Origin of the sequence: Sphingomonas sp., assembly GCF_017744835.1 — a bacterium.
Lineage (GTDB): Bacteria > Pseudomonadota > Alphaproteobacteria > Sphingomonadales > Sphingomonadaceae > Sphingomonas.
Map to the genome: position 1 here is coordinate 977,190 of NZ_JAGIAM010000001.1, position 25,854 is coordinate 1,003,043.

Here is a 25,854-nt window from a genome sequence, read left to right on the forward strand (position 1 = left end):
CTGCCCGCATCATGGGCAACCGGATCGGCATTCGATGAGCGTAGCATCGGTCAACGCCAGGGCTAGCATCCAGACGGCGATCGCCACGGCGAGCCGCAAGACCGGCATCGATTTCAATTATCTGCTCGGTCAGGCGCAGGTCGAGAGCGGCATGCGCGCCGATGCGCGCGCGAGCAGCTCGAGCGCGACGGGCCTCTACCAGTTCGTCGAACAGAGCTGGCTCGGCGTGATCAAGGATCATGGCGCCGAGCACGGGCTCGGCTGGGCCGCGAAATCGATCCAGCGCACCGTCGGCGGCCGCTTCGTCGTGAGCGACGCCGGCACGCGTCGAGCGATCCTCGACATGCGCAAGGACCCCGGCACCGCCGCGCTGATGGCCGCCGAGCATGCCGCCGACAACAAGGCCGCGCTCGAGGACCGGCTCGGCCGGCCGGCGACCGGCACCGACCTCTATATGGCGCATTTCCTTGGCCAAGGGGGAGCGGCGCGCTTCCTTTCGGCAATGGCCGAGAACCCGGGGCGCAGCGGCGCCAGCCTGTTCCCGGCCGCCGCGCGCGCCAATCGCAGCGTCTTCTTCGGCGAGGGCGGCCAGCCGCGCTCGCTTTCCGAGATCTACAGCCGCTTTGCCGGCAAGCTCGACAAGGGTGCCGCGGCGGTGGGTGGCGACGGCAGCGCGTCCGACACGCTCGACGGCATGGACCAGGCGCTCGACCTGTTCGGCGAGAGCATCGACGACACCGAAGTCGTGCTCGGCAACGGCGCGGCGGGTGGCGATCGCCACTGGATCGAGACCACGCTCGCCCAGCTTCAGGCCTCGCGCCGCCCCGCCGCCGAAGCGCTGCCCGGCGGCGTCAGCCCGCTGCGGCCCACGCCCGAGACCGCGCGTCTCGCCTATCTGATGCTCGCCAAGCTGGGGGCCTGAGTGACCGTAATGACGCTTCCCTCCGGCTTCGCGCCGGCTGCCCGCGGCTTCGCGCTGCCGGGTGCGATCCTGCTTCTCGTCGCGCTGATGGTGGTGCCGATCCCGGCGCTGATGCTCGACGCTTTCTTCATCATGAACATCATGATCAGCCTCGCGGTGCTGATGGTGGCGCTCAATGCGCAGAAGCCGCTCGACTTCTCGGCCTTCCCCAGCGTGCTGCTTTTCGCGACGCTGTTCCGCCTCGGCCTCAACGTCGCCTCAACCCGCGTGGTGCTGGGGCAGGGGCATGAGGGCACCTCTGCGGCGGGGCATGTCATCGAGGCGTTCGGCACCTTCCTGATCGGCGGCGACTATGTCGTCGGCCTGCTCGTTTTCGCGATCCTGGTGATCATCAACATGATCGTGGTGACCAAGGGCGCGGGGCGCGTCTCCGAGGTTTCGGCGCGCTTCACGCTCGATGCGTTGCCGGGCAAGCAGATGGCGATCGACGCTGACCTGAACGCCGGGCTGATCACCCCCGACGAAGCACGGGCGCGCCGCGTGGAAGTGGCGACCGAGGCCGATTTCCACGGCGCGATGGACGGCTCGTCCAAGTTCGTGAAGGGGGATGCCGTCGCCGGGCTGCTGATCCTCGCGATTAACATCATCGGCGGACTGATCCTGGGGCCGGTGAGCCACGGGCTGTCGCTGGGCGAGGCGGCGCAGACCTATATCCAGCTCGCGGTGGGCGACGCACTGGTGGCGCAGATCCCGGCGTTGCTGCTCTCGATCGCCGCCGCCGCGATCGTGACCCGCGTCAGCTCGTCGCACGACCTCGCCGGCCAGATCGGCAGCCAGTTCGGCAGCCACAAGACCTGGGCGCCGGTCTCCGGCATCCTCGGGCTGCTCGGCGTGCTGCCGGGTATGCCGCACCTCGTCATACTCCCCGCCGCCGGCGCGGCCGGTTTCGCGGCCTGGAAGCTGCGCCGCATCGCGCACCGCCCGCCGCCGCCGGCACCGCCGGCCGAGCCGGTCGATCTCTCGCGGATCGGCTGGGAGGAAGTCACCGACAACCTGCAGGTGATGCTCGACATCGGCTATGGCCTGGTGCCGCTGGTCGACGAGCGCCGCGGCGGGCCGCTGATGGGCCGCATCACCGGCGTGCGCCGCCAGCTCTCCAAGGATCTCGGCTTCGTCGTGCCCCAGGTGCGCGTGCGCGACGACATCAACCTCGCACCCTTCACTTATCGCATCGTCATCGGCGGGGTGGTGGCGGGCGAAGACCATGTCTCGCCCGACGAAGTGCTCGCGATCGACACCGGGCAGGTGGTCGGGCGGCTTCCGGGCAAGGCCGCCAAGGACCCGACCTTCGGGCTCGACGCGGTCTGGCTCCCGGCCGGCGACGGCGACGCGGCGACTGCGGCGGGCTATCTGGTGGTCGATCCCGGCACGGTGATCGCCACGCACCTCAACCAGTGTCTGCTCCAGAACGCTGCCGACCTGCTCGGCCCCGATGAGGTCCAGGCGCTGCTCGACGGCCTCAAGGATCGCGCCGGCGCGCTGGTCGCTGCGCTCTGCCCCCAGCCGGTGCCGCTCACTACGCTCACAGCGGTGCTGCGCGGGCTGCTCGCCGAGAATGTCCCGCTCAAGGAGTTCCGTCGTATCGCAGCCGCGATCGCTTCGGCCGCGCAGAAGACGCTCGACGCCGAGGAACTGCTCGAGCTTATCCGCCCCGAGCTCGGCCCGCTGATCATCCAGCGGCTGTGCGGGGTGCGCGAGCCGCTGCGCGTGATGACGCTGGAGGGGCAGCTCGAAGGGCTGCTCGGCCAGGCGCTGCGCTCGGACCCCTCGCGCCGTCACACGATCGAGCCCGAGCTCGGCCGGCGCATCCTCGACGCGCTCCAGCGCGCCGCCCAGCCGATGATCGCCGAGGCCAAGCCCTTCGCGCTCGTCGTCCAGCCCGCGATCCGCGTGGCGATCCGCAAGCTGGTCAGGACCGTCCTTCCCGACACCCCCGTGATGAGCTTCTTCGAAGTGCCCGAGGACAAGGCCGTCGAAGTCGTCGCGGTGATCGGCGCGCCCGAGGCGCTCGCCGCATGAACGCCCTTAGCCCCAGGAAGCTGAAGCACATGGCCTCGCTCGCGGTATCCCCGTTCACCTACGCCCCCGACTCCAGCCCGCGCGACGTCGAGGCGCTGGTGCGCAGCCATTTGCCGCTGGTGCGCCGCATCGCCTGGCACGTCCACGGGTCGATGAGCACGCTCGTCGAGGTCGAGGATCTGATTCAGGTGGGTATGGTCGCGCTGATCGAGGCCGCAAACGGCTTCGAGGATCGCGGCGAGGCGAGCTTCGAGCAGTATCTCGCGACGCGGCTGCGCGGCGCGATGATCGACGAGCTGCGGCGGCAGGCGACGCTCACCCGAGGCGCCATGCGGCGGCGGCGGGCCTATCAGCAAGCGATAGCGGCGCTGAGCACGAACCTCGGCCGTACGCCGAGCGACGACGAAGTGTCGGAGCGGCTCGGGGTCACCCCCGAGAAGCTGCGCGCCGAATATGCCAGCGCCGAGGCCGTGCGCTTCGATTCGATCGACGATTGCTATTCGGACGAATCGCCGTGGTTCATGGCCGAAGGGCCGGATGCCTTCGAGCAGCTTGCCGAGGCGAATCTCCGCCAGGCGCTGGTGGCGTCGATCGCCGAGCTGCCCCAGCGCGAGGCGCAGGTGGTGCAGCTCTATTATGTCGAGGAACTGAATCTCGAGGAGATCGGCCAGGTGCTGGGCGTCGGCGCTGCGCGCGTCTGCCAGATCAAGGCGGCGGCCCATGCCCGGCTGAAGCGCGCGCTCCAGCGGCGTCTGCGCTGAACAAAAAAACGGCGACCTTCCCGAGGGAAGGCCGCCGCCGTGGAGTGCGAGGGAGCACTCAACTTTGGTGATCAGAAGCGGAAGCTCGCGCCTGCGCGATACTGGCGACCGATCAGGCCCGAATAGTGCCAGGTCGTCAGGAAGTTCGGCGCGCTCGAATAGGCGGCCGGGGCCACCGGTGCGCGCGCGTCGAGCAGGTTCTTCACGTTGAAGAAGAAGCTGAACCGATCGCTCGGCCGCATCGTCAGATTCAGATCGTTGCTGATGAAGCTGTTGACATAGCAGAACTTGTTGAAGTCCGGGCCGTCGTTCGGCGCCTTGTAAAGCGAGGCCGAGCAGTCGGTGGTGTAGTTCGGGCCCGCCTGCTGATCGGTCGACACTGCCTTGATCTTGCCGACGTAATAGGTCGTCAGGCTGATCGAGAAATCGCCGAAGTCGAGCGTGTTCTGCCAGTTGCCGCGCCAGCTCGGCGTGCCGTTGCCCGACGACAGGTCGTACGGGCCCATGGTGCCGGCGTACTTCTGTACGCCGTTGGCGACGTGCAGGTCGTACTGGAAGACATGGGTCGCCTCGATCCGGCTGGTGAACTTGACGCCAGGCGCCAGGTTCAGGTCCGCGGTCGCTGCCAGATCGATGCCCGAAGTGATCGCGTAATTGGCGTTCACATAGGGCACGTTGATGATCAGAACGCGCGGCAGCGCGTTCGGGAAGAGCGGATCGATGCCGTCGACCGTGTTGACCGAATAGCCCGGGCCGACCGCGGCCACTGCCGCCTGCGCCGCAGCGAGGTTCGCCGCGCCGAAATAGGCGCTGACTGCCTTGCCGATGTCCGGACCCGAGACGATCAGGTTGGACTTCTTCACATTGTAATAGTCGGCAGTGAAGCTCAGCCACTTGACCGGCTGGAAGATCGCGCCGGCGGTGAAGCTGCGCGAGGTCTCCGGCTCGAGGTCCGGATTGCCCGCGACGCCGCGGCCGAGCGAATAGGGCAGGTTATAGGCATTGCCGCCGCTCGTGCAGCCGGTGCCGCTGGCAGCCCCGCCATGCGCGATCTGGAAGTTGCACGGCGGCGTGGTGGTCACGAAGCCGGCGTACTGGCTACGCGGGCCCGATTCGGCAAAGGTCGGCGCGCGGAAGCCCTGCGAATAGGTGCCGCGGATCGCCAGTTCCTTGATCGGAGTGAACTTCGCGCCGATCTTCGGCGAGAAGTGGCTGAAGCCCTCCGAATAATGGTCGTAGCGGCCCGAGGCATTGACATCGAGCACGTCGAGGATCGGCGCGTCGAGTTCGAAATAGGCCGCCGAAACCGTGTGCGCACCGAAGGCCGACGCGGTGGTCAGACCATAGGTGTCAAGCGCTGCGTTCTGGTTGTTGTTCTCCAGCATCTCGTGGCGGATCTGGCCGCCGATCGCGAGCTGCAGCGGGCCGCCCGGAAGCGCGAACAGCGTCTTGCTGACCGAGGCGTCGACGCCGTACATTTCCGAGTGCGACGGCGTGGTCTTGTCGGGCGAGAGCGCGTCGCGGACCGCCTGGCTGTTGGCCGCCGGGTTCACGAAATTGTACGAACCCGTGTTGATCGCCTGGCGCAGCGCCGCGATGTTGATCAGGCCGTGCTGGGTGATCTCGAGCTCGTCGCGGGCATAGACGCCCTCGACCCGCCAGTCCCAGCCCCCCTCGAAGCTGCCGGTGAGGCCGCCGGTGAAGCGATAGACTTCGTTGGCGCGGTCGCTGCCCGCCGGGATGTCGCCGAACATGTAGTAGATGCGCGCGGCGCCGTTACCGGCGTAGTTCGCCGCGGCCGGGTCGGTGCTGGTGAAGGATGCCGCATAGGGGTTGTTCGGGTTGAGGCGCCGGTCCGCAGCGGTCGCGCAATTGTTGCCCGACGCGCAGATGTAGACGGGCAGAACCACGCCCGGGTTGCTCGACGCGACCAGCGGGTTGGCACCGAAGGGCTGGGTGTTGCGGATCGCCGAGCGGATGCTGTTGATGCTGACGTAGCTGCGGCTGTAGCTGCCGGTCAGATAGGCTTCGACATTGTCGGCAACATGGATGCTCAGTCTGCCGTTGACCGAATAGCGCTCCTGGAGCGGCTGGAGCTCCTTGTACATGTCCTCGAGGTTGTACTTGCAGCCCGTGCCGCGTGCGCCGCCGGTGGTGAGCGTGTAGGTGCCGGTCGAGCAGTTGCCGAGGCCCAGCGCGGTGTAGTTGCTGAAGCCGGTGCCGCTCGCGAAGGGCGTGGTGCCGCCCGACAGCGGGTTGTTGAGGTCGGTCTGGTTGACGCGCACGACATAGGCCGTCGGCACGTTGGTCGTCAGCGAACCGTCGGCGGCGTTGCCGTCGTTGCCGCCGATCGAGGTCAGGTCGCGGTTGTTGTACGGGAAGCCGCGGCTGTGGCTCGTGACGCGGCCGTCACGCTGATATTCGCCGTTGATGTAAAAGTTCCAGCCGGCGTTGTCATAGTCGCCGAAACCGACGGTGAGATCGCCGCGCACATGGCCCGCATCGCCCTGCTCGGCGACGCCGCCCTCGAAGGTGCCGGCGACGCCGTTGAACTGCTTCTTGAGGATCAGGTTGACCACGCCGCCGATCGCATCGGCGCCATAGGTCGACGAGGCGCCGTCCTTGAGCACTTCGACTCGATCGACCAGGCTGAACGGGATCGAGTTGAGGTCGGTATAGGCATTGTGCCCGTCGTCGTTGATCGGAAAGTTGGTCGAGCGCAGCCCGTCGATCAGAACGAGCGTCGACGAGACGCCGAGGCCGCGCAGCGACACGGCCGAGCCGCCGGCCGAGAAGCCAGTCTGGAAACCGGTGCCGATCGAGCCGGCGCTGTCGGCCGAGATCGAGCGGATCGCATCGGCCATGGTGGTAATGCCGGCGTTGGCGAGGTTCTCGGACGTGAGGACGGTGACCGGCGACGGAGTCTCGGTGTCGGTGCGGCGGAAGAGCGAGCCGGTGACGACGATCGCCTGGGATTCGTCGCTGGCCTGGGCATCCTGCCCGGCCGGAGTCTGGGAAGCAGTGTCCTGTGCGAAGGCCGGCGAGGCGAGCAGCCCCAGCGCGAGTGCAAACGGAGCCGCTCCGCGTCGCAGAAGCGCCGCGGTCGAACGAGTATAGAACGTCATTAGTGTAGTACCCTCCCTTTGCCGCTCCCGCCGGAACGGCCAATCCAGCGCTCACAGTCCCTCGCCCCGCGCGCCAATGTTTCCGTGGATGCCTTCACGGAAACATTTTGTAAATCGCCAGACACGTTAATTCGGGAAGCGTTGTAACCATACAACACAGCGCCGCCGGGGGAGTGCCCCGGCGGCGCCATGATCGCCTATCCGTCAATCCACGCGACGGCGGGATTATTTGGGCAGCACGGCGGTCCCGGTCACCTCGAGTTCGGCTGCGACGCCCGAGGGCTGGGCCAGGCCGGAGCGTGCGACGGGCTGGCCGCCGCCGATCCATAGCTGCACCTTGCCCGGCGTGACGCGGCGGACGCCCTTGTCGTCGACCAGGCTCAGCGCGCGGCTGTCGAGGGTGAACTCGACGCGGCGCGTCTCGCCCTTCTTCAGGTGGATGCGCTGGAAGCCCTGGAGCGCGCGGATCGGCGCCGGAGTCACCCCCGGATGCGCGACATAGAGCTGGACGACTTCGTCGCCGTCCGCCGCGCCGTCGTTGGTGACGTTCACCGAGACGTTGACCTTGCCCTTCGCCGTCACCCGCGTGCTGCTGAATCGCGGCGCGGCATAGGCGAAGTGCGTGTAGCTGAGCCCATGGCCGAAGGGGTAGAGCGGCTCGCCGGTGAAGTAGCGGTAGGTCCGGTTCTTCATCGAATAGTCGTTGAACGCCGGAAGCTGGTCGGCCGATTTGTAGAAGGTCACCGGCAGGCGCCCGCCGGGGCTGAAGTCACCGGCGAGCAGCCGCGCGACCGCATGGCCGCCCTCGCTGCCCGGATACCAGGCCTCGACGATCGCCGGCACGTTGGCATCGGCCCAGTTCACGGCGAGCGCGCTGCCGTTCATCAGCACCAGCACGGTCGGCTTGCCCGTAGCATGGACGCGCTCGAGCAGCTTCTGCTGGGGCGCGGGCAGATCCAGGCTGGTGCGGTCGCCGCCCGCGAAGCCCTCTGCCTTGACCTTCATCTCCTCGCCTTCGATCCGCGCCGAAAGCCCGCCGACGAACACGACGAGATCGGCCTGCTTGGCCGCCTCGACGGCGTCGTCGCCGTTGGCGCTCGGCGGACTCCACACGAGCTGCTGCTTGCTGCGCACCCCGCGCTGGAAGCCCTCGACCCGGATCGGATATTTGCGGCCCTTCTCGAGCGCGATGCTGCCCGAGAGTGTCGAGGGCGCGTCGCCCACGCCCCATTCGTCGACCACCAGCTTGTCGCCGACCCAGACGCGATAGCCATTCTCGCTGGCGAAGCGGAAGTTGAACTCGCCCGTCTCGGGCGCGACCAAAGTGCCGGTCCAGCGCGCCGAGCTCTCCCGGTCGCCGCGCCACTCGAAGCGTGCGTTGGGGACGGTGCTGGTCTCGGTCGCGGCGCCCTGGAGCTCGAGGCCGTCGAAGAACTCGACCTTGAGCCCCGGCGTCTTGCACTCCGGATCGACGCAGAAGACGCTGTCCGGCACCGGCATCTCGGCGGGGCCGACCAGCCCGGTACCCTGGGCATAGAGGATCTTCGAATTGGGATAGCGTGCGCGGATGCCGTCGAGCACGGTCACCGGCTGTGACGGCGTGCCGTAATAATTGCCGACCAGCGCATCGTGGCTGTCGGCATTGGGGCCGATCACCGCAATCGTCCTGGGCTCGCCCTTGATCGGCAGCAGATTGCCCTGGTTCTTGAGCAGCACCATCGACGCCTCGGCCATGCTGCGCGAGAGCGCGCGGTGCTCGGGCGTGTCATAGTCCCTGGCAGTGATGTTCCCGAAGGGAAGCTGGGGATCGAACACGCCCAGGCGGAAGCGCGCCTCGAACAGCCGCTGGAGCGAGCGGTCGATCACGGCCTGGGGCAGCAGCCCGGTGTTGACCGCCGTCACGATGTTCTCGGGCTCGGTGGTCATGTTGTTGCGATAGTCGCCGCAGATCAGGTCCATGCCCGCCTTGAAGCCCAGCGCCACGCCTTGGGGCGCGGTCTTGGCGTAGTGGAGCGAATCCTCGCGATAGATGTTCGCCGCCGCGCCGCAGTCGGACACGACATAGCCTTTGAAGCCCCAGGCTTGGCGCAGAGTTTGTTCGAGCAGCAGCGGGCTCGCACAGCCCGGCACGCCATAGACGGCGTTGTACACGCACATGATCGAGGCGACCTTGCCCTCGGTCACCGCATTGCGGAACGCGGGGAGATAGGTGTCCTCGAGGTCATAGGCCGAGGGATAGACGTCCTCGCGGTGGCGGTTGCTCTCGGGCCCCGAATGGACCGCGAAATGCTTGGCGGTGGCGACCGTCTTGAGGAACTTGGGATCGTTGCCCTGCAGGCCGGTGATGAAGGAAACCCCCAGATGGCCGGTGAGGAAGGGGTCCTCGCCATAGGTCTCCTGCCCGCGGCCCCAGCGCGGATCGCGGAAGATGTTGATGTTGGGCGACCAGACGGTGAGCCCGCGGTAGAAGTCGCTGCCCCCGTCCGGATGGCGGCGGTCGACGAACTTGGCGCGGAATTCGGTGGCGATCGTGTCGGCGACCTGGTGCATCAGCGGTTGGTCCCACGACGCGGCCATGCCGATCGCCTGCGGGAAGACCGTCGCGAAGCCGGCGCGCGCGACGCCGTGCAGGCCCTCGTTCCACCAGTTGTAGGCGGGCACGCCCAGCCGCGGGATCGCCGGCGCGGTATGGCCGAGCTGGCGCGCCTTCTCCTCCAGCGTCATGCGTGCGACGAGGTCGCGGGCGCGCTGCTCGGGCGTCGCCGAGGCGTCGTGCAGCGACGCCGGCGCATCGGGCGCGGCCGTCTGCGACATGGCCTGCGGCGCCCAGGCGGCGGACGCGAGCAACGCAAGGGCGATCGACAGCTTCTTCTTCACTTTGGCACCTCTCCCAACTCTCGTTTGGGAGCGAGCCTAACGCATATGTGGTAGCGCTACCAGCCATCCCGTTTGCATCGGGGCAAGGAAAACCCCGACGGCCACATGGACCGCCGGGGCTCCCCGTGCGCCCCCTCCTACATCGAGGGGTTGACCGGCCGCGATGCCTGTCAGGGGGGTGACACCCCGACCGGCACGCGATTACCGGAGAAGCGAGAGAACGTTCTGCTGGCTCTGGTTGGCCTGGGCCAGCATCGCGGTCGAGGCCTGGCTCAGGATCTGCGCCTTGGCGAGCGCCGCGGTCTCGGACGAGAAGTCCGCGTCCTCGATACGGCTGCGCGCGTCGCTCAGGTTGGTGACGTTGGTGGTCAGGTTGTTCACCACCGACTCGAGGCGGCTCTGGCCGGCGCCCAGCGAGGCGCGGGTCGTGTTCACTGCCGTGATCGCGGCGTCGACGTTGGTCAGCGTCGTGCCGGCCTTGGCGGCGTCGGTCACGTCGAGCGCCGTCGCGGTCAGCTTGGTGCCGTCGATGCCCTTGATCGAGAGCGTCACCGTGTCACCCGAATTGCTGCCGACCTGGATCGCCACGTCGACCTTGCCGGCGGCGGTCTTGTCGAACAGCGTCACGCCGTTGAACTTGGTGTTGGTCAGGATGTCGTCGATCTGCGCCTGCAGCTGGTCGACTTCGGCATCCATGTTGGTGCGGTCGGTCGTGTCATAGGTGCCCGAAGCCGCCTGGACGGCGAGCTCGCGGACGCGCTGCAGCATGTTCGAGACTTCGCCCAGCGCGCCTTCGGCGGTCTGCGCGAGGCTGATGCCGTCGTTGGCGTTGCGGATCGCCTGGTTCATGCCGCGGATCGAAGCGGTCATCGTCGAGGCGATGGCGAGGCCGGCGGCATCGTCCTTCGCGCTGTTGATGCGCTTGCCCGTCGACAGCCGCTCCATCGCGGTGCCCAGCTGCTTGTTCGCAATGTTCGACGCGTTTCCGGCGCGGAGCGCGGCGGTGTTGGTTCCGATAACGGTCATGTTCAACTCCTTGGTCCTGTCGGCTTTCCCGCGTCCCCCCTGAAACGGGAGCCCGGAGCCGCCGAGCCAAGGAACGACCGGCTGTCGGCACGATTAAGCAAAAAATTCGCCGGCCCTTCGCGCGCGCGTAGAGGCTTTTTTGCGAGGAGTTGGGCCTAGTACGTAGATTTACTGCGAATTAACCAACAATCGCGCAAACACCCTCCAGAACAAGGGGGGTCTGGCATGGGATCGATCGTTCCGTCGGCTGCTGTGCTGCGGCAGAAATACGCGCTGGTATCGGCGCTGAGGGCACAGGGCTTCACGATCGGATTGTGCGAGCAGGGCAAGCCGCAGGCCGGCGACCTGTTCCTGGTGGCGGAAGGTGAAGTGCCTCCCGCCGCGGCGCGCACGCTGGTGCTGGGCGAAGGCGAGCGCCATGCGGTCCCCTTCCGCGACGGCAACCCCGCGCGGCTCAGCTACGGGCATGACGATGCGGCGGTGGGCGCGGGCTTCGCCAGCGCGATGCTCCGCCAGCCCTACGAACCCGTCGCCGCCGATCCCGAGAGCCTGGCGCTGCTCGCGCTCGCCGAGCGCGTCGCGGCTTCCGACATCACCGTGCTGATCAACGGCCCCACCGGCACCGGCAAGGAAGTGCTCGCCAAGGCGATCCACATGGGCTCGTCGCGCCGCGACAAGCCCTTCGTCGCGATAAACTGCGCCGCGCTGCCCGAGACGATGCTCGAGGCGATGCTGTTCGGCCACCAGAAGGGCAGCTTCACCGGCGCCTCCTCGGGCGGCCAGGGCTTCTTCCGCGCGGCCGACGGCGGCACGCTGCTGCTCGACGAGATCGCCGAGATGCCGGTCGGGCTCCAGGCCAAGCTGCTGCGCGCGCTGCAGGAGCGCGAAGTCGTGCCGATCGGCGGCACCACCCCCGAAAAGGTCGATGTCCGCGTGATCGCCTGCGCCAACCGCGACCTGCAGGACGAAGTCGCCGCGGGCCGCTTCCGCGCCGACCTTTACTACCGCCTCGCCGTCTTCCCGCTCGCCACCCGCGCGCTCGCCGAGCGCCCGGGCGACGTCGCCGCGCTCGCCGCGGCGATGGTGCTGCGCCACGCGGGCACCCGCTCGACGCTGCCCTGGCTCACGCCCGAGGCCGTCGAGGTGCTCCAGGACCATGACTGGCCGGGCAATGTCCGCGAGCTCGAGAACGTCATCCAGCGCGCCCTGCTGCTCGCGCCGGCCGATGCGATCGCGCCCGAGCACCTGATCTTCGACCGCCGGCCCGATACCCAGGCCGAGCGCGCCGGCACGCTCAGCAACATCGTCCAGATGCACGAGTTCCAGGCGATCCGGAAAGTGCTCGCCGAGTGCAACGGCAGCCGCGTCGAGACCGCGCGCCGGCTCGGCATCTCCGAACGCACGCTGCGCTATCGCCTCGCCAAGGCGCGCGAGCAGGGTGAGGACATCTCTGCCCGGGCGATGTCGGCATGAGCGGCGTCGGCAGCGTCAACGGTGCCATGGGCATCGACCGGATCATGGCGATGCGCGCCGAGATCCTCGAGCGCAACGCCGCGCTCCAGCGTGCCAACCAGGCGCCCGCCGCGGCGCCGACGGGTGCGCCGGCCAAGCCTGCGAGCTTCACCTCGGCGTTCGAGGACGCGTTCAGCCAAGTCAATCAGGCACAGAACCAGGCGAGCGCGCTCTCCGAAAGCTACGAGCGCGGCGAGACGGTCGACATCGCCAAGGTGATGCTCGCCCGCCAGCAGGCCTCGGTCGGCTTCGAGGCGACGCTGCAGGTCCGCAACAAACTCCTGTCCGCTTACAAGGACATCATGAGCATGCCGGTCTAGAACCATGAGCAACAGCCTCGCACCCGCCGATACCGCCGCGCTGCCCGCGCAGCGCCTCGCCAACCCGCTCCGGCAACTGAGCGGGCTGATCGAGCAGCCTGCGGTCAGGCGCAGCCTGCCCTTCCTCTTCCTCGCCGGGCTGATCGGCGCCGCCGCGCTCGCCTGGTCGATGATCGCCACGCCACCGCAGCGCATCCTGTTCGCCAATGTCAGCGATGCCGACAAGGCGGCGATCGTGACGGCGCTCGACGGCGCCGGCATCGCCAATGGCGTCGACGGATCGGGCTCGGTCACCGTCGCCGAGGACGATTACCACAAAGCGCGGATGCTGCTCGCCAGCCAGGACCTGCCAAAGGCGGCGCCCGGCGGCTACCAGATCCTCGACCAGCTCCCGATGGGGGTCAGCAGGGCGGTGGAGGGCGAGCGGCTGCGCCAGGCGCGCGAGACCGAGCTCGCCCGATCGATCCAGGAGATCGACGCCGTCGCAGAGGCGCGCGTCCATCTCGCCACGCCCGAGGCTTCGGCCTTCGTGCGCGACCGGGCGAATCCCACTGCCAGCGTGATCCTCAAGCTCCAGCCCGGCCGCGTGCTCGGCGAGGCGCAGACGCGCGCGATCGTCAACCTCGTCGCCGCCTCGGTGCCCGGGATGCTCCCCGAAGGCGTGACGATCGTGGACCAGATGGGGGCGCTGCTCTCCAAGACGGGGGCGAACGGCGGGGCATCGGCGGGCGACACGCGGATCGATTTCCAGCGCCGCGTCGAGGACAAATACCGCCAGCAGCTCGCCCAGCTGCTGACGCCGCTCGTCGGCGCGGGCAATTTCACCGCCGAGGTCCAGGCCGATGTCGACCTCGACGAGAGCCAGGCGACGCGCGAGAGCTATGACAAGGAAGGCGCGGTGGTCCGTGCCGAGCAGGGCAATTGGACCGGCACCTCGCGCGACGGCCAGGCGCCCGGCGGCATCCCCGGCGCGCTGTCGAACACGCCGCCGCCGGCCAGCACGATCGTCGCACCCAATGCGGCCGCCACGCCCGCCGCGCAGACCGCGGCGCCGGCCGCTCCCGCCACTCCGGTCTCCAAGCAGAGCGACAGCTTCACGCGCACCTATGAGACCGGCAAGCAGATCTCCGTCACCCGCGCCACGCCCGGCAACGTCAAGCGCCTCTCGGTCGCGGTGCTGCTGCGCGAGGAGCCGGGCAAGCCGCGCGGCCAGGTGGAGATCCAGCAGGTCACCCAGCTGGTGCGCGCCGCGGTCGGCTTCGACGCCAATCGGCAGGACCAGGTGACGGTGATCAGCCGCAAGTTCAGCGGCGCCGCCGATGCCGACAAGGCCGCTCCCGCCTGGTACGATGCCGATTGGGTGCCGCTCGCCGCGCGCAATGCCACGGCGCTGGTGATCGCGCTGCTCGTGCTGTTCCTCGGCGTCCGCCCGCTCGCCAAGGCGCTGCTCAAGAAGCGCGACGAGCCTTCGCACCGCCCCGCGCTGCCGATCGGCGGCCCCGATGGCGAGGCGCCTGCAGGCCCGGCGGTCAGCATCGACATGATCGAGCGCAGCGGCGGCTATGACGAGCGCGTGGCGCTGGTCCGCGGCTTCACGCGCGACAATCCGGCACGCGCCGCGCTGGCGGTCCGCGACATGATCAAGGCCGACGCGCAATGAATGCGATCCGGAGCTTCAGCGGCGTCGAGCGCGCCGCGGTGCTGATGATGCTGGTGGGCGAGGAGGAGGCGGCTGCCATCCTCCAGAAGCTCGATCCCGACGAAGTCCGCGATCTCGGCCGCGCGATGTTCGCCGTGGCGGACGTGAGCGAGGCCGAGGTCGACCAGGTGCTCGACGATTTCGTGTTCAAGGCGCGCGAGCGCAGCCAGGTCCGCTTCGATCCGGCGCCGCAGATCGAGGGAATGATGACTCGCGCGCTCGGCCCCGATCGTGCCGGCAGCGTGCTCGCCCGGATCATGCCGCCGCGCGCGGCGAGCGGGCTCGAACAGCTCGCCTGGTTCGAGCCCGAGGAGATCGCCGCAATGGTCGAGAGCGAGCATCCGCAGATCGCCGCGGTGCTGCTCGTCAACCTCGATGCCGACGTCGCCGCCAAGGTGTTCGAGCATCTGCCCGAGACGGTCCAGCCGCAGATATTGCGCCGCGTGGCGAAGCTCGGCCCGGTACCGCCCGAGGCGCTCGACACGCTGCGCACGATGCTCGAGGCGCGCAGCGGCACTGCGGCGCGGCCTGCGGGCCTCCAGCTCGGCGGCACCCGCGAGGCCGCCAGGATCCTGTCGGGCGCGCGCAAGTCGGTCGAGGCGCGGGTGATGCCCAAGCTCGCCAAGATCGACCGCGAAGTCGCCCGCGCGATCGAGGAGGCGATGTTCGTCTTCGATCATCTGCTCGAGCTCGACGACAAGAATCTCTCGGCGCTCATCCGCAACGTCGACGGCGAGCTGCTGGTCAAGGCGCTCAAGGGCGTCGAGGAGGCGGTGCGTGTCCGCTTCCTGTCGTGCATGTCGAGCCGCGCCGCCGACGGCATCCGCGACGAAATGGAATCGCGCGGGCCGATGAAGCTCGCCGAGGTGCTCGATGCGCAGAAGCAGATCGTGACGCTGGCCCGCGCAATGGTGAAGGACGGATCGCTGATGATGCCGGGCGGCGGGGGCGAGGACGAATATGTCTGAATTCGCCCCCGGCTTCGCCGCACGTCACGCCGCCGAACCGCTCATCCGCCGCGCCTTCGGCGGCCCGGTCAGTTTTTCGCCCGCAGAGCCGGGCAACATCGGTCGCCGCAGCTTCGCCGGCGAAGGCGCAGGTGCGCCGCGCCACTTCGCGCCCGCCGATCCCAATGCGAATCCGACCGAGGGGTGGGACCCGTTCACTCCCGAGGTCGCGAGCCAGGGCCCGTTCGTCGATCCGATCGCTGTCGCGCATGCCGCCGGCGTGGCCGAGGGCCGCGCCACGGCCTTCGCGGAGGCGGAAGAGGCGCGCGGGCAGGAGGAGGCACTGCTCGCCCGCATCGCCGAGGCGCTCGCCGCGGGCACGCACATCGATCGCGAGGCCATTGCCGCGCAGCTCCGCCACACGGTGCTCCATCTGGTCCGCAAGATCGTCGGCGAGACTCCGGTCGCGGCCGAGCTGCTGTCGCGCCGCATCCAGGCCGCCGTCGAGCTCCTCGCTGAGGGCGCCGAGACGGCGCAGCTCCGGCTCCATCCGGACGATGCCGCAGCGCTTGCCGATCGGTTGCCGAAAGGCGTGAATGCGCTCGTCGACGCGCAGATCGCGCGCGGCAGCTTCGTGCTCGAAAGCAAGGCGACGATCGTCGAGGACGGCCGCGACCTGTGGCTCGACCAGCTCGCCCAGGCGATCGACCGCGTGCCGCTGCCGCCATGCTGAACCGCTTCACGGCCGAATATCTCGACGGGCTCGCCTGCCGCGACTTCGTGGCGCAGCCCAAGGTCTCGGGGCGCCTCGCCTCGTACGACGGGCTGCTGATGGAGGCTGTCGGCCTCTCGCTTCCGGTCGGCACGATCTGCGCGATCGGCACGGGGCCCAACCCGGTCGAGGCCGAAGTGATCGGCTTCCGTGGCGGACGCACGCTGCTGATGAACCTCGGCGGCCCTGCCGCGCTGCTTCCCGACGCGCCGGTGCGCCCGATCGGCCCGCCCGGCGAGGCCGAGGTCGGGGCGGCGCTGCTCGGCCGCGTCGTCGACGGCGCGGGCAAGCCGATCGACGGGCTCGGCCCGATCCGCGGCGCCGGTCGCTGGCCGCTCGCGGGCAAGCTCCAGTCGCCGCTCGATCGGGGCCGCGTGCTCCAGCCGCTCGACGTCGGCGTGCGCGCGGTCAACGGGCTGCTCACCATCGGCCAGGGCCAGCGTGTTGGCATCATGGCCGGCTCGGGCGTCGGCAAGTCGGTGCTGCTCGGGATGATCGTGCGCGCCGCCCAGGCCGATGTCGTCGTCGTCGGGCTGATCGGCGAGCGCAGCCGTGAAGTTGCCGACTTCCTCGAGACCAAGGTCGCAGGCGAGGCGCGCGCGCGCTCCGTGGTGGTCGCGGTGCCGGCCAATCATTCGCCGGTGCTCCGCATCCGTGGGGCGCTGCGCGCGACCGCCATTGCCGAGGCCTTCCGCGCCGACGGCAAGAAGGTGCTGCTGATCATGGACAGCCTGACGCGCGTCGCCCATGCTGGCCGCGAGATCGGGCTGGCGCTGGGCGAGCCGGCCTCGGCGCGCGGCTATCCCCCTTCGGCGATCGCGATGCTGCCGAGCCTGATCGAGCGCGCGGGCACCTGCGTGTCGAGCGGCGGCTCGATCACCGCGATCTACACCGTGCTCGCCGACGGCGACGACGGCAACGATCCGGTGGTCGACAGCGCCCGCTCGATTCTCGACGGTCATATCGTGCTCAGCCGGGCGCTCGCCGAGCGCGGCGTCTATCCCGCGATCGATCTCGGCCCCTCGGTCAGCCGGGTGATGACCGACATCGCTGCGCCCGAGCATGTCCGCGCCGCGCGCATCCTGCGCCGGCACCTCGCCACGTACGAAGAGAATCGCGATCTGGTGCTGATGGGAGCGTATCGCCCCGGCGCCGATCCGGAGATCGACGCCGCGATCGCCTGCCAGCCCGCGGTGATGGAATATATCCGCCAGTCCTCGGACCAGGTCGTCCCGCTCGCCGACGCCGTCGCCGAGCTGACCGGCGTCTTCGGGGATGCGTGATTCGAAGAAGCTCGGGCGGCTGCTGCGCGTCCGCACGCTCCAGCTCGACCAGGTCCGCGCCGACGAGTTGCGTGCGCGCCAGCGGGTCGAGCAGGAACATCATCTGCGCGAGCGCATCGCCGCGCTGGCGGCCAATGTCGCCCCGGCGCCCGCGCCCATGTCCGCCGCCAATCTGATCGCCGCGGCGCATTACCGCGACCGACTCCACCAGTCGGCGCAGGCCGCCGAGCAGCGCGTCGCGGTCGCCGAGCGCGGGTTCGATGCGGCCCAGGCTGCCACCCGCGAGGCACGGCGCGACCAAAGCGCGATCGAAAAGCTGATCGCGCGCGCCGAGCGCGAAGCAGCGGTCAAGGCTTTGCGTGCGCTCGAAGCGCTGCCGCCCGCTCGCAAAAATCGGCACGATCCTTGCTGAACGTCTCCGGTGAAGACTTCACCGGGGATTTCGACGTTGATCCAGCTCTCTACCGGCTCTGCACCTGCGCTCGCCGTCGCATTGCCCGGCGCTGCGCCGATCGCGCTGCCTGCTGCCACCGAGGCGAGCAGCTTCGCGCTTGCGCTCGACGCGCTGCTGGTGCCCGGCGCGAAGATTGCGCTGCCGGCAGCGGCGCCGATCCCCCCGGCTACGCCCGAGCTTGCCGTGCGGCAGGCCCTTGCCGCTCCCGGCAAGGATTTGCCGCCGGTCGGTGAAAAGGAAGCACCGGACGAGGATGGCGACGCCGAGCTGCCGGCAGGCTCTGAGCCCGATCAGGAAGAAAAGCCCGATGGCGCGGCGCTTCCCTACGTCTGGATGCCGGCGCCGCTGCCGGTGGAGACGCCCGCACCTGCGCTGCCGGCAATGCCGCAGCCCGGGGTTGCCGCGGCGGCCGCCCCGGCCGTTGCCGCCCCGGTGCTTCCGGCGATCGGGGAGATGGCGCCGATAACGAGCGAACCCGCCGCTGCGCCCGCGGCGAGCGAGCCGGGCCAGCCGATCGAGCTGCCCATCCTCGCCAAGCCGGTAGCACATGACCACCTCGAAACTCCGGTCGCCACATCCGCGCCGCCTCGCGCAGGCGAGCAGGCCGCCCCGCGCACGACTCCTTGGTCGCAGCCGTCCGCCCCGCCTGTCTCGCCCGCGGGCGCTGGCGATGCGCCGGTCGTGCCAGCCACGCCTGCCGCTCCGGCTCCCGCAGCGCCGGCTCCGGCGCCAGGCTCCGCCCCGATGGTAGCGGCACTGCAGCAGCAGCCCGCTTCGGCGCCGCAGCCCATCCCGGCTCGCGAGCCGGGCGCCCCCGCCGACCAAGCGCGGTCCGTCGTCGCGCTCGCGCCCGCCGCACCGGCGCCCGCGCGGGCGGAGACCCAGCCCACCGCGGCCGTGATCGCGGCCGCCTTCTCGACGCCCGAAGTACCCGCACCGCTCCGTCGCACCGCCGAGGAGCCGTCGATCACCCTGGCGCCGCAGCCGCTCGACGCCGGACTCCAACCGCACCAGCAGGTCCGCGCACTCGCCCAGGCGGACGGTGCGCCGATCGACATGCGCCGCCAGGAATGGACCGGGCAGATGATCGAGCGGATCGAGGCGATGCGCGATGCCTCGCCGGTCCGCGACACGCGCATCCGCCTCGCGCCCGACGCGCTCGGCAATGTCGACGTCGCGATCCGGCACGAGGGCGACCGCGTCCATGTCCATTTCACTGCCGAGACGCCCGCTGCGCGCCAGATGCTCACCGAGGCCCAGCCGCGGCTGACCGAGCTCGCCGAGGCGCGTGGGCTCAAGCTCGGCCAGACCAGCGTCGAGGGTGGCGCCGCCGGCCAGGGCGGCCAGCGTCATGACGCCACGCCGCGCACTCCCTCCGCTCCCGCATCCGCGCGCACTGCCGCTGCGGACGGTTCCGAAACCGATGACCGCATCGCCTGAAATCCAAGGAGTCCATCATGGTTGAACTCACCGACGAAAAGGCCCCGCTCCCGCGCAAGCGCAAGCTGGGCAAGCTGCTGATCCTCACCGCCGCGCCGCTGCTGCTCGTCGGCACCGGGGCAGGTGCTGCCGTCTATGGCGTCCAGGCCGGCTGGTTCAGCGTCGCCCCCGCCGCGCCCGTTTCGGACAAGCCCCGTCTCGTCCCCAAGAGCGAGCAGAAGCGCGCCGGTTCGGGCGGCGGCGAAGGTGAGGGGCATGAGTCCGAAAATGCTTCCGTCGCCAGCCATGGAAAGCCGCTGCCGCCGGCGCAGGGCGGCGACGAATATGCGTCGACCTATTATCCGCTCGAGAAGGAATTCACCTCGAATCTGCGCGACAGTGTCCATTTCATCCAGGTCGGCATCGCGGTCTCGACGCCGTACGACGAGCGCGTCCTCGAAAACATCAAGACGCATGAAATCGCCATTCGCTCGCAGGTGCTGATGGCACTGGGCGAAACCGACGAAGACGAGGTGTTCAGCGCCGAAGGCAAGAAGCACATCCAGGATCGACTGGTGAAGGCGATCAACGCCGTGCTGAAGGAAAAGGAAGGTTTCGGGGGCGTAAGTAACGTCTACTTTACCAATTTCATTGTTCAGTGAACGGGCATGGTTAACGGCCCTTCATCGACTATGGCCCCGGAGGCGGGCGAGGACCGCCGCGCGCGGCCGCGCCCCGCCGCGACGCATTCGCCCGTGCTGGGCGCGCGCGACGCCAATCCGTTCGGCGACCTCGCCACGCTCCAGCATCTGAGTGCGCGGCTGGCGCGCGGGCTCAAGCCGGTGTTCGAGACCATGTTGCGCCGCGAGCTGCGCGCCTGGGCCGAGCCGGTCTCGGTCCAGCGCTTCGCCGACTATCGCGCCGAGCGCGGCGACATGCTCACGGCCTGGCAGCCGCTCGCGATGGGCAAGGCGCGCGCGCAGCTGGTGCTCGACGCCGCGCTGGTGCTCGAGATGCTCGACGCCTTTTTCGGCGGCGAGGGCGAGGCGCCCGGCGCGCTGCCCAGCGAATTCACGCCCGCCGCAGAGGCGCTGGTCGCGCGGCTCGGCGCTGCGGTAGCGGCCCCGGTCGAGACGGCTTGGGAGCCGGTGACGCGCGTCGGCTTCGCGCCCGCCCTCAGCGCCAATGTCGCGGCAGCGCCAGACTGGGGCGCCGACGAGCCGGTCGTGGTCACACGCTTCGGCTTTGCCGAGGGCACGCGCTCGCCCGCCTATGTCGACCTCGTCTATCCGATGGCCGGCCTCAAGCCGCACAGCGGCGCGCTCGCCGCCAAGGTCAAGGCGGCGACGACCGAAGTCGAGCCGCAATGGCGCAACGCGCTCACCCGCGCAGTGATGCAGGTCCGCCTGCCCGTCCGCTCGGTGCTCGCCGAGCCCGTGCTTCCGCTCGGGCAGCTCCTAGAGCTCAAGGCCGGCGACGTGCTTCCGATCGATTTCGGCCCCGAGGTTCCGGTGATGGTGGCGAAGCGCCGCCTCGGCACCGGCCAGGTGGGCACCGCCAACGGCCGCGCCGCCGTTCGCCTCACCCAGATCGAACCGCTCAGCGAAGAGGATTTCCAATGAACGACATGACGGGGGGATTTCCCGTGGACGCGTCGGTCGCGGCCAATTTCCGGCTGCTCCAGGACGTCGACGTCAAGCTGACGGTCGAGATCGGCTCGACCTCGCTCAGCCTGCGCGAGCTGCTCGCGCTCGGCGAGGAGAGCGTGATCGAGCTCGACCGCGACGCCGGCGAGCTGCTCGACGTGTTCGTCAACGGCACGCTGATCGGCCGCGGCGAAGTGGTGACCGTGGGCGAGAAGTTCGGCCTGCGCATGACCGAGCTGGTGAGCCCCGAGAAAAGGTCGCAGCGCGCATGATGTGGTCGTACATCCTCAAGCTGGTCATCCTGCTCCCGCTCGTCTGCGGGCTGCTGGTCGGCTGCCTCTATGCCTGGCGCAAGCTCGAGGCCCGGCTGCCGAAGAGCCAGGGCGAGCGGCTGGTGCAGGTGAAGGAGACGATGATGCTCTCGCCCGGCCTGCGCCTCGCGGTGGTCGAGTTCGAGGGGCGCAAGCTGCTCGTTTCGGTGAGCCGCACCGGCGTCACTCTAGTCGACAGGGCCGGCGCATGATGCTGGCGGCTCCGCGTACCATCGGCGGCCGCGCCGCGCTGTTCGTCGGCCTGCTCGGCTTCGCGATCCTGTTCGCCGCCCCGGCCTTCGCCCAAGGCGTGCCGGCACCGGCGCCGACTCCGGGCCTCGGCGACGCCGTCGACCGTGCGCTCGGCGATCTCGGCGGCGGCAATGCCCCGCTCAGCCTGTCGCTCCAGGTCCTCATCATCATGGGCCTGCTCACCGTGTTGCCGGGCATATTGCTGATGATGACCAGCTTCACGCGCATCGTGATCGTGCTTGCGATCCTGCGCCAGGCGCTCGGCCTCCAGCAGACTCCGCCCAACCAGGTGCTGATCGGCTTGTCGCTGTTCCTCAGCTTCTTCGTGATGGCGCCGGTGATCAACCAGGCGAGCAGCGCCGCGATCCAGCCCTATGCGGCGGGAAAGATCGGCGCGACGCAGATGATCCAGGGCACCGGCGAGGCGCTCCACGGCTTCATGATCAAGCAGACGCGCAACCGCGACCTCAAGATGTTCGCCGACATGGCCAAGGCCGGCCCCTTCGCCGGCCCGGACGACGTGCCCTATTCGGTGCTGCTCCCGGCCTTCGTGACCAGCGAGCTCAAGACCGCCTTCCAGATCGGCTTCCTGATCTTCCTGCCCTTCATCGTCATCGACCTCGTCGTAGCCACCGTGCTGATGAGCCTGGGCATGATGATGATGTCGCCGACGATCATCTCGCTGCCGTTCAAGCTGCTGCTCTTCGTCCTCGTCGACGGCTGGGCGCTGACGATGGGCTCGCTCGCCTCGAGCTTCGCGAGTTAGCCATGGACGCGGACTATTTCCTCACCGCGGCGCGCGAGGCGATGTGGATCCTCGCGCTGGCATCGGCGCCGATCCTCATCCCCGCGCTGCTCTCCGGCCTGATCCTCGGCATGGTGCAGGCGGCGACGTCGATCCAGGAACAGACGCTGACCTTCGTCCCCAAGCTGATCGTCGTCGCGGTCAGCCTGGTGATCTTCGGGGGCATGATCCTCGGGCTGATCGGCGATTTCACGATCAGCATCTTCGAGCGGCTGCCGGAGCTGGTGCGGTGAGCACGCCGGCTCCCGCAGGCGGGAGGCGAATTCAATGATGGGCTTCGGCCTCGCGATCGAGCCGCAGCTCTGGGCGCTGCTGTTCGCGATGGTGCGGATCGGCGCGGCGTTCGTCGCAGCGCCGGTGTTCGGCGCGGTCTCGGTGCCGCTGCCTGCGCGGATTGCGCTGTCGGGCGCGATCGGGGTGCTGGTGCTCGGCACCACCCATGTCCAGCCCCCGGGCGAGGTCTTCGCGCTCACCACCTTCCTCGCCGTCGCCGCCGAGGCGCTGATCGGGCTCGCGATCGGCTTCGTCCTCCAGATCGCCTTCGCCGCGCCGATGGTGGCGAGCGAAGTGATCGGCATGTCGATGGGGCTGGGCTTCGCCAATGCAGTCGATCCGTCGAGCGGGCACAGCACACCCGCGCTCGGCCAGTTCCTTTCGATCCTGATGACTCTGCTGTTCCTTGCGGTCGAGGGCCACCTCGTCCTCGTCGACCTGGTCGTGCGCAGCTATCAGGTCATGCCCCCCGGCGCCTGGCTGGCGCCCGAGCGGCTGCTCGGCATCGCGCTGTTCGGGGGCTATGCCTTTCTCGCCGGGCTGCTGCTCGCGCTGCCGGTCGGCTTCATCCTGCTCTGCCTAAACATCGTCGTCGGCATGCTCTCGCGCGCCGCGCCTGCGCTCAACCTGTTCGCGATCGGCTTGCCGGCGAGCCTCGTCATGGGCGTGGTCGCGATCCTGCTCGCGCTCCCTGCGATGGGCGATTATCTGCTCGTCATCGTCCATGAGGCGCTCGAGGCGGCCCCGCGTCTGGTACTCGGGGCATGAGCGAGGGCGGCGAGAAGACCGAAGCCCCGACACCGCGGCGCAAGCAAAAGGCCGCGGAAGAAGGCCAGCTCCTCAAATCGCGCGACCTCTCGACGGCGCTGGTCGTGCTCGCCGGCTGCGCCTGGATGGCGATGCTCGGCCCATCGCTGCTCGCCGCCTGCCGCGACGTGATGACGACGAGCTTCTCCTTCGGCCGTGCCGACGTCGAGCATTTCGAGCCGCTGCGCCCGATCGTATCGGCGGGATGGAAGCTTGTGCCTTCGCTCGCCGGGCTGTTCGCCGTCAGCATCGCCGCCGCGCTGCTCAGCCAGGCCGGGCTCGGCGCGCTCAAGTGGAACAACAAGCTGTTCCAGCCCAAGGCGTCGCGAATCAATCCGGCCTCGGGGCTCAAGCGCATTTTCGGTCCCACCGGCTGGATCGAGCTGGGCAAGTCGCTGCTCAAGGTGCTGCTGCTCGGCGCGGTCGGCGCCTGGATGCTGCGTTCGATCACCACCCAGTCGCTCGGCCTCGTCGCTTCCAATCTCCCCGGGGCCGTGAGCGCGCTCGGCGGGCAGTTCGTGACTTTGCTCTTCGTCATGGCGGGCGGATTGCTGCTGATCGCGGGCGTCGACGTGCCGATCCAGATCCTCCGCCACCTCAGCCAGCTCCGCATGAGCAAGCAGGAGATCAAGGACGAGCACAAGGAGAGCGAAGGCTCGCCCGAGAACAAGGCCGCCCAGCGGCGGCGGCAGCACGAGATATTGAAGGGCGGCTTCCGCAAGTCGGTCGCCACTGCGCATGTCGTGCTCACCAACCCGACCCATTTCGCAGTGGCGCTGCGCTATGCCCAGGGCCGCGACCAGGTGCCCGTGGTGGTCGCCAGGGGACGCGGCGCGACGGCGCTGGCGATCCGCGAGCTTGCCGGCGAGCTCGACGTGCCGGTGCTCGAATATCCGCAGCTCGCCCGCGCGGTCTATTACACCAGCCGCGAAGGCCAGGAGATTCGCGACGACCTCTATCTGGCGATCGCGACCGTGCTCGCCTTCGTCTTCGGCGTGAACAGCAAGGCGGGTGGCAGCCAGCCGCCGGTCAGCGTGCCGCCGAGCGCGCTTTTCGACGAGAACGGCAAGAAAGTGGCGCGTCCGGCCTAAAGTCCCGGCCCTCGCGGCCGCTTATCGGAACGGGGGTTTTGCATGGCCATCGAATCGATCGCGAAGACGCTGGGGACCGGGTCCGGAATCGACATCAGCGCGCTGGTCGGCCAGCTCGTCGATGCCAGTTTCGCCAATCGCAATGCCGCGATCACAGCGCGGCAAGAGACGCTCACCGCACAGATCTCCAAGGCGGGCGAGCTCAAGAGCGGCATCTCGGACTTCGCGACGGCGCTGGCGCAGCTCACTGCGGGCGGAACCCTCGCGACCCAGCCGACCAGCTCCAACCCGGGCATCGTCAAGGCGACGCGGATGGCGGGCGCCAGCCTGGCCCAGGTCAGCGCCAGCGTCGAAGTGCGCCAGCTCGCCCAGGGTCAGGTCGCGAGCACCAATGCCTTCGCAAACGGCGCCTCCGCCCCGGTCGCCACCGGCACGCTCACGCTTGGTTTCGGCACCGCCACGGTCGCGAACGGCGCGATGACCGGCTTCACCGCCGGCCCCGCCGCGCCCGTCACCATCACGATCGATTCGAGCAACAACACGCTCCAGGGCGTGGCCGACGCGATCAACGCTGCCAAGGCCGGCGTGACCGCGTCGATCATCACCGACGGCAGCGGCGCACGCCTCGTGCTCAAGGGCAACACGGGTGCGTCCCAGGCTTTCGAGCTGACCGGCAGCGCGGGCCTCGAGAGCCTGAACATCGGTCGCGCCGCCACCGGATCGACGATCAACGTCGCCGCGCAGAACGCGCTCGTTGCGCTCGACGGCGTCGAGGTCGGCTATCCGGTCAACACCATCTCGGGGCTGATCCCGGGCGTGCGGCTCGAGCTGGCAAGCGCGGCGCCGGGCACCAGGGTGTCGATCGGCACCGCGCGCCCGACCGCCGAGATCCAGGATGCGGTCACCAATTTCGTCGACGCCTACAACCAGGTCTACAAGCTGGCGAAGGATGCCGTTGATCCGGTCTCCGGCCCGCTGCGCGGCGACCCCGCCGCCAAGGACCTGCTGCGCCAGCTCAAGGGGCTGACGCTCACCAAGCTGCTCCCGACCGCGCCCACCGGCACGCCTGCGGCGCTCGCCGACATCGGCGTCGCCACCCAGCGCGACGGCACGCTGCGCGTCGATACCGCGCGGCTGTCCAAGGTGCTCAACGACTATCCCGACCAGCTAGAAGCCATGTTCGCGGCCGGCGCGGGGATCACCGCCGCGCTCGGCAAGATCTCGGACAGCGCGACGGGCAAGACCTCTGCGCTGGGCTCGGGCGAGGCGACGGGGCTCGCAGCCAGCCTGCTCAACTATGGCAAGGCGCAGTCCAAGGTCGCGCTCGACAAGGAAGACGTGCTCGCCGACACCGAGCGGGTCCGCACGCGCATGACGCAGCAATTCGCAGCGATGGACGCGCGGGTCGCGGCGTACAAATCGACTCAGGGCTTCCTGCAGCAGCAGATCGACGCCTGGAACGCCCGGGACTGA

General features: G+C 69.1%; 23 protein-coding genes. 20 read left to right on the top strand and 3 right to left on the bottom strand.

The features are described 5' to 3' along the window. Nucleotides 1-34 precede the first annotated feature (34 nt). From J7500_RS04675 to J7500_RS04685, 3 genes are read left to right on the top strand one after another with little or no spacing between them, the layout of a single operon-like run. The gene (locus tag J7500_RS04675; RefSeq protein ID WP_294060315.1) at nucleotides 35-922 is read left to right on the top strand and encodes a lytic transglycosylase domain-containing protein; all 888 of its coding nucleotides are present in this window, start codon (nucleotides 35-37) and stop codon (nucleotides 920-922) included. Between the two features lie 9 nt (nucleotides 923-931). Beyond that, nucleotides 932-3,001, top strand: a complete 2,070-nt coding sequence (gene flhA, locus J7500_RS04680) for a flagellar biosynthesis protein FlhA (RefSeq protein ID WP_294060694.1) — start codon at nucleotides 932-934, stop codon at nucleotides 2,999-3,001. Between the two features lie 29 nt (nucleotides 3,002-3,030). Next, complete coding sequence (locus tag J7500_RS04685) at nucleotides 3,031-3,762, top strand: sigma-70 family RNA polymerase sigma factor (RefSeq protein ID WP_294060695.1); 732 nt, start codon at nucleotides 3,031-3,033, stop codon at nucleotides 3,760-3,762. 71 nt (nucleotides 3,763-3,833) lie between these two features. Here J7500_RS04685 and J7500_RS04690 read toward each other — a convergent pair whose 3' ends face one another. The 3 genes from J7500_RS04690 to J7500_RS04700 form a co-directional block, all read right to left on the bottom strand. Further along, complete coding sequence (locus J7500_RS04690; RefSeq protein ID WP_294060317.1) at nucleotides 3,834-6,887, bottom strand: TonB-dependent receptor; 3,054 nt, start codon at nucleotides 6,885-6,887, stop codon at nucleotides 3,834-3,836. Nucleotides 6,888-7,112: 225 nt separating this feature from the next. After that, entirely contained in the window at nucleotides 7,113-9,764 is a 2,652-nt protein-coding gene (locus tag J7500_RS04695; protein ID WP_294060318.1) for a glycoside hydrolase family 3 protein, read from the bottom strand. 201 nt (nucleotides 9,765-9,965) lie between these two features. Continuing rightward, nucleotides 9,966-10,790: a flagellin gene (locus J7500_RS04700; RefSeq protein WP_294060319.1), complete on the bottom strand. Its 825-nt coding sequence runs from the start codon at nucleotides 10,788-10,790 to the stop codon at nucleotides 9,966-9,968. A 225-nt stretch (nucleotides 10,791-11,015) separates the two neighbouring features. Between J7500_RS04700 and J7500_RS04705 the strand changes: the two genes are divergently transcribed. The 17 genes from J7500_RS04705 to fliD are packed head-to-tail and all read left to right on the top strand — an operon-like array spanning nucleotide 11,016 to nucleotide 25,854. Beyond that, nucleotides 11,016-12,263 (top strand): sigma 54-interacting transcriptional regulator, encoded by a 1,248-nt coding sequence (locus tag J7500_RS04705; protein WP_294060320.1) that lies wholly within the window; start codon nucleotides 11,016-11,018, stop codon nucleotides 12,261-12,263. Next, nucleotides 12,260-12,622 (top strand): flagellar hook-basal body complex protein FliE, encoded by a 363-nt coding sequence (gene fliE / locus J7500_RS04710; protein WP_294060321.1) that lies wholly within the window; start codon nucleotides 12,260-12,262, stop codon nucleotides 12,620-12,622. The genes J7500_RS04705 and fliE overlap by 4 nt, the downstream gene beginning before the upstream one ends. 4 nt (nucleotides 12,623-12,626) lie before the next feature. Further along, complete coding sequence (gene fliF, locus J7500_RS04715; RefSeq protein WP_294060323.1) at nucleotides 12,627-14,282, top strand: flagellar basal-body MS-ring/collar protein FliF; 1,656 nt, start codon at nucleotides 12,627-12,629, stop codon at nucleotides 14,280-14,282. Then, nucleotides 14,279-15,289, top strand: coding sequence for a flagellar motor switch protein FliG (gene fliG / locus J7500_RS04720; RefSeq protein WP_294060324.1), 1,011 nt, complete (start codon nucleotides 14,279-14,281; stop codon nucleotides 15,287-15,289). The genes fliF and fliG overlap by 4 nt, the downstream gene beginning before the upstream one ends. Next, complete coding sequence (locus tag J7500_RS04725) at nucleotides 15,282-16,001, top strand: FliH/SctL family protein (protein ID WP_294060325.1); 720 nt, start codon at nucleotides 15,282-15,284, stop codon at nucleotides 15,999-16,001. The genes fliG and J7500_RS04725 overlap by 8 nt, the downstream gene beginning before the upstream one ends. Continuing rightward, the gene (locus J7500_RS04730; protein ID WP_294060326.1) at nucleotides 15,995-17,323 is read left to right on the top strand and encodes a FliI/YscN family ATPase; all 1,329 of its coding nucleotides are present in this window, start codon (nucleotides 15,995-15,997) and stop codon (nucleotides 17,321-17,323) included. The genes J7500_RS04725 and J7500_RS04730 overlap by 7 nt, the downstream gene beginning before the upstream one ends. After that, nucleotides 17,316-17,735: a hypothetical protein gene (locus tag J7500_RS04735; RefSeq protein WP_294060327.1), complete on the top strand. Its 420-nt coding sequence runs from the start codon at nucleotides 17,316-17,318 to the stop codon at nucleotides 17,733-17,735. The genes J7500_RS04730 and J7500_RS04735 overlap by 8 nt, the downstream gene beginning before the upstream one ends. Before the next feature lie 36 nt (nucleotides 17,736-17,771). Then, nucleotides 17,772-19,217: a flagellar hook-length control protein FliK gene (locus J7500_RS04740; RefSeq protein WP_294060328.1), complete on the top strand. Its 1,446-nt coding sequence runs from the start codon at nucleotides 17,772-17,774 to the stop codon at nucleotides 19,215-19,217. A gap of 17 nt (nucleotides 19,218-19,234) precedes the next feature. Then, nucleotides 19,235-19,858, top strand: coding sequence for a flagellar basal body-associated protein FliL (fliL, locus tag J7500_RS04745; protein ID WP_294060329.1), 624 nt, complete (start codon nucleotides 19,235-19,237; stop codon nucleotides 19,856-19,858). A 6-nt stretch (nucleotides 19,859-19,864) separates the two neighbouring features. Further along, a complete protein-coding gene (locus J7500_RS04750) occupies nucleotides 19,865-20,818 on the top strand; it encodes a flagellar motor switch protein FliM (protein WP_294060330.1) in 954 nt (317 codons plus the stop codon). Further along, nucleotides 20,815-21,114, top strand: coding sequence for a flagellar motor switch protein FliN (gene fliN / locus J7500_RS04755; protein WP_294060331.1), 300 nt, complete (start codon nucleotides 20,815-20,817; stop codon nucleotides 21,112-21,114). The genes J7500_RS04750 and fliN overlap by 4 nt, the downstream gene beginning before the upstream one ends. Next, nucleotides 21,111-21,365: a flagellar biosynthetic protein FliO gene (locus J7500_RS04760; protein WP_294060332.1), complete on the top strand. Its 255-nt coding sequence runs from the start codon at nucleotides 21,111-21,113 to the stop codon at nucleotides 21,363-21,365. The genes fliN and J7500_RS04760 overlap by 4 nt, the downstream gene beginning before the upstream one ends. After that, nucleotides 21,362-22,171: a flagellar type III secretion system pore protein FliP gene (gene fliP, locus J7500_RS04765; protein WP_294060334.1), complete on the top strand. Its 810-nt coding sequence runs from the start codon at nucleotides 21,362-21,364 to the stop codon at nucleotides 22,169-22,171. Before J7500_RS04760 ends, fliP begins: the two co-directional genes overlap by 4 nt. Before the next feature lie 2 nt (nucleotides 22,172-22,173). After that, entirely contained in the window at nucleotides 22,174-22,443 is a 270-nt protein-coding gene (gene fliQ / locus J7500_RS04770) for a flagellar biosynthesis protein FliQ (RefSeq protein WP_294060336.1), read from the top strand. Between the two features lie 34 nt (nucleotides 22,444-22,477). Then, complete coding sequence (gene fliR, locus J7500_RS04775) at nucleotides 22,478-23,251, top strand: flagellar biosynthetic protein FliR (protein ID WP_294060337.1); 774 nt, start codon at nucleotides 22,478-22,480, stop codon at nucleotides 23,249-23,251. Then, nucleotides 23,248-24,381 carry a flagellar biosynthesis protein FlhB gene (locus J7500_RS04780; protein ID WP_294060339.1) on the top strand — a complete coding sequence of 378 codons (1,134 nt, stop codon included), beginning with the start codon at nucleotides 23,248-23,250 and terminating at the stop codon, nucleotides 24,379-24,381. The genes fliR and J7500_RS04780 overlap by 4 nt, the downstream gene beginning before the upstream one ends. A gap of 42 nt (nucleotides 24,382-24,423) precedes the next feature. Next, complete coding sequence (gene fliD, locus J7500_RS04785; RefSeq protein WP_294060340.1) at nucleotides 24,424-25,854, top strand: flagellar filament capping protein FliD; 1,431 nt, start codon at nucleotides 24,424-24,426, stop codon at nucleotides 25,852-25,854.

Coding starts and splice junctions, on each gene's coding strand:
- J7500_RS04675 (WP_294060315.1), top strand. CDS start 35: ATGAGCGTAGCATCGGTCAACGCCAGGGCTAGCATCCAGACGGCGATC.
- flhA (WP_294060694.1), top strand. CDS start 932: ATGACGCTTCCCTCCGGCTTCGCGCCGGCTGCCCGCGGCTTCGCGCTG.
- J7500_RS04685 (WP_294060695.1), top strand. CDS start 3,031: ATGGCCTCGCTCGCGGTATCCCCGTTCACCTACGCCCCCGACTCCAGC.
- J7500_RS04690 (WP_294060317.1), bottom strand. CDS start 6,887: ATGACGTTCTATACTCGTTCGACCGCGGCGCTTCTGCGACGCGGAGCG.
- J7500_RS04700 (WP_294060319.1), bottom strand. CDS start 10,790: ATGACCGTTATCGGAACCAACACCGCCGCGCTCCGCGCCGGAAACGCG.
- J7500_RS04705 (WP_294060320.1), top strand. CDS start 11,016: ATGGGATCGATCGTTCCGTCGGCTGCTGTGCTGCGGCAGAAATACGCG.
- fliE (WP_294060321.1), top strand. CDS start 12,260: ATGAGCGGCGTCGGCAGCGTCAACGGTGCCATGGGCATCGACCGGATC.
- fliF (WP_294060323.1), top strand. CDS start 12,627: ATGAGCAACAGCCTCGCACCCGCCGATACCGCCGCGCTGCCCGCGCAG.
- fliG (WP_294060324.1), top strand. CDS start 14,279: ATGAATGCGATCCGGAGCTTCAGCGGCGTCGAGCGCGCCGCGGTGCTG.
- J7500_RS04725 (WP_294060325.1), top strand. CDS start 15,282: ATGTCTGAATTCGCCCCCGGCTTCGCCGCACGTCACGCCGCCGAACCG.
- J7500_RS04730 (WP_294060326.1), top strand. CDS start 15,995: ATGCTGAACCGCTTCACGGCCGAATATCTCGACGGGCTCGCCTGCCGC.
- J7500_RS04735 (WP_294060327.1), top strand. CDS start 17,316: ATGCGTGATTCGAAGAAGCTCGGGCGGCTGCTGCGCGTCCGCACGCTC.
- fliL (WP_294060329.1), top strand. CDS start 19,235: ATGGTTGAACTCACCGACGAAAAGGCCCCGCTCCCGCGCAAGCGCAAG.
- J7500_RS04750 (WP_294060330.1), top strand. CDS start 19,865: ATGGTTAACGGCCCTTCATCGACTATGGCCCCGGAGGCGGGCGAGGAC.
- fliN (WP_294060331.1), top strand. CDS start 20,815: ATGAACGACATGACGGGGGGATTTCCCGTGGACGCGTCGGTCGCGGCC.
- J7500_RS04760 (WP_294060332.1), top strand. CDS start 21,111: ATGATGTGGTCGTACATCCTCAAGCTGGTCATCCTGCTCCCGCTCGTC.
- fliP (WP_294060334.1), top strand. CDS start 21,362: ATGATGCTGGCGGCTCCGCGTACCATCGGCGGCCGCGCCGCGCTGTTC.
- fliQ (WP_294060336.1), top strand. CDS start 22,174: ATGGACGCGGACTATTTCCTCACCGCGGCGCGCGAGGCGATGTGGATC.
- fliR (WP_294060337.1), top strand. CDS start 22,478: ATGATGGGCTTCGGCCTCGCGATCGAGCCGCAGCTCTGGGCGCTGCTG.
- J7500_RS04780 (WP_294060339.1), top strand. CDS start 23,248: ATGAGCGAGGGCGGCGAGAAGACCGAAGCCCCGACACCGCGGCGCAAG.
- fliD (WP_294060340.1), top strand. CDS start 24,424: ATGGCCATCGAATCGATCGCGAAGACGCTGGGGACCGGGTCCGGAATC.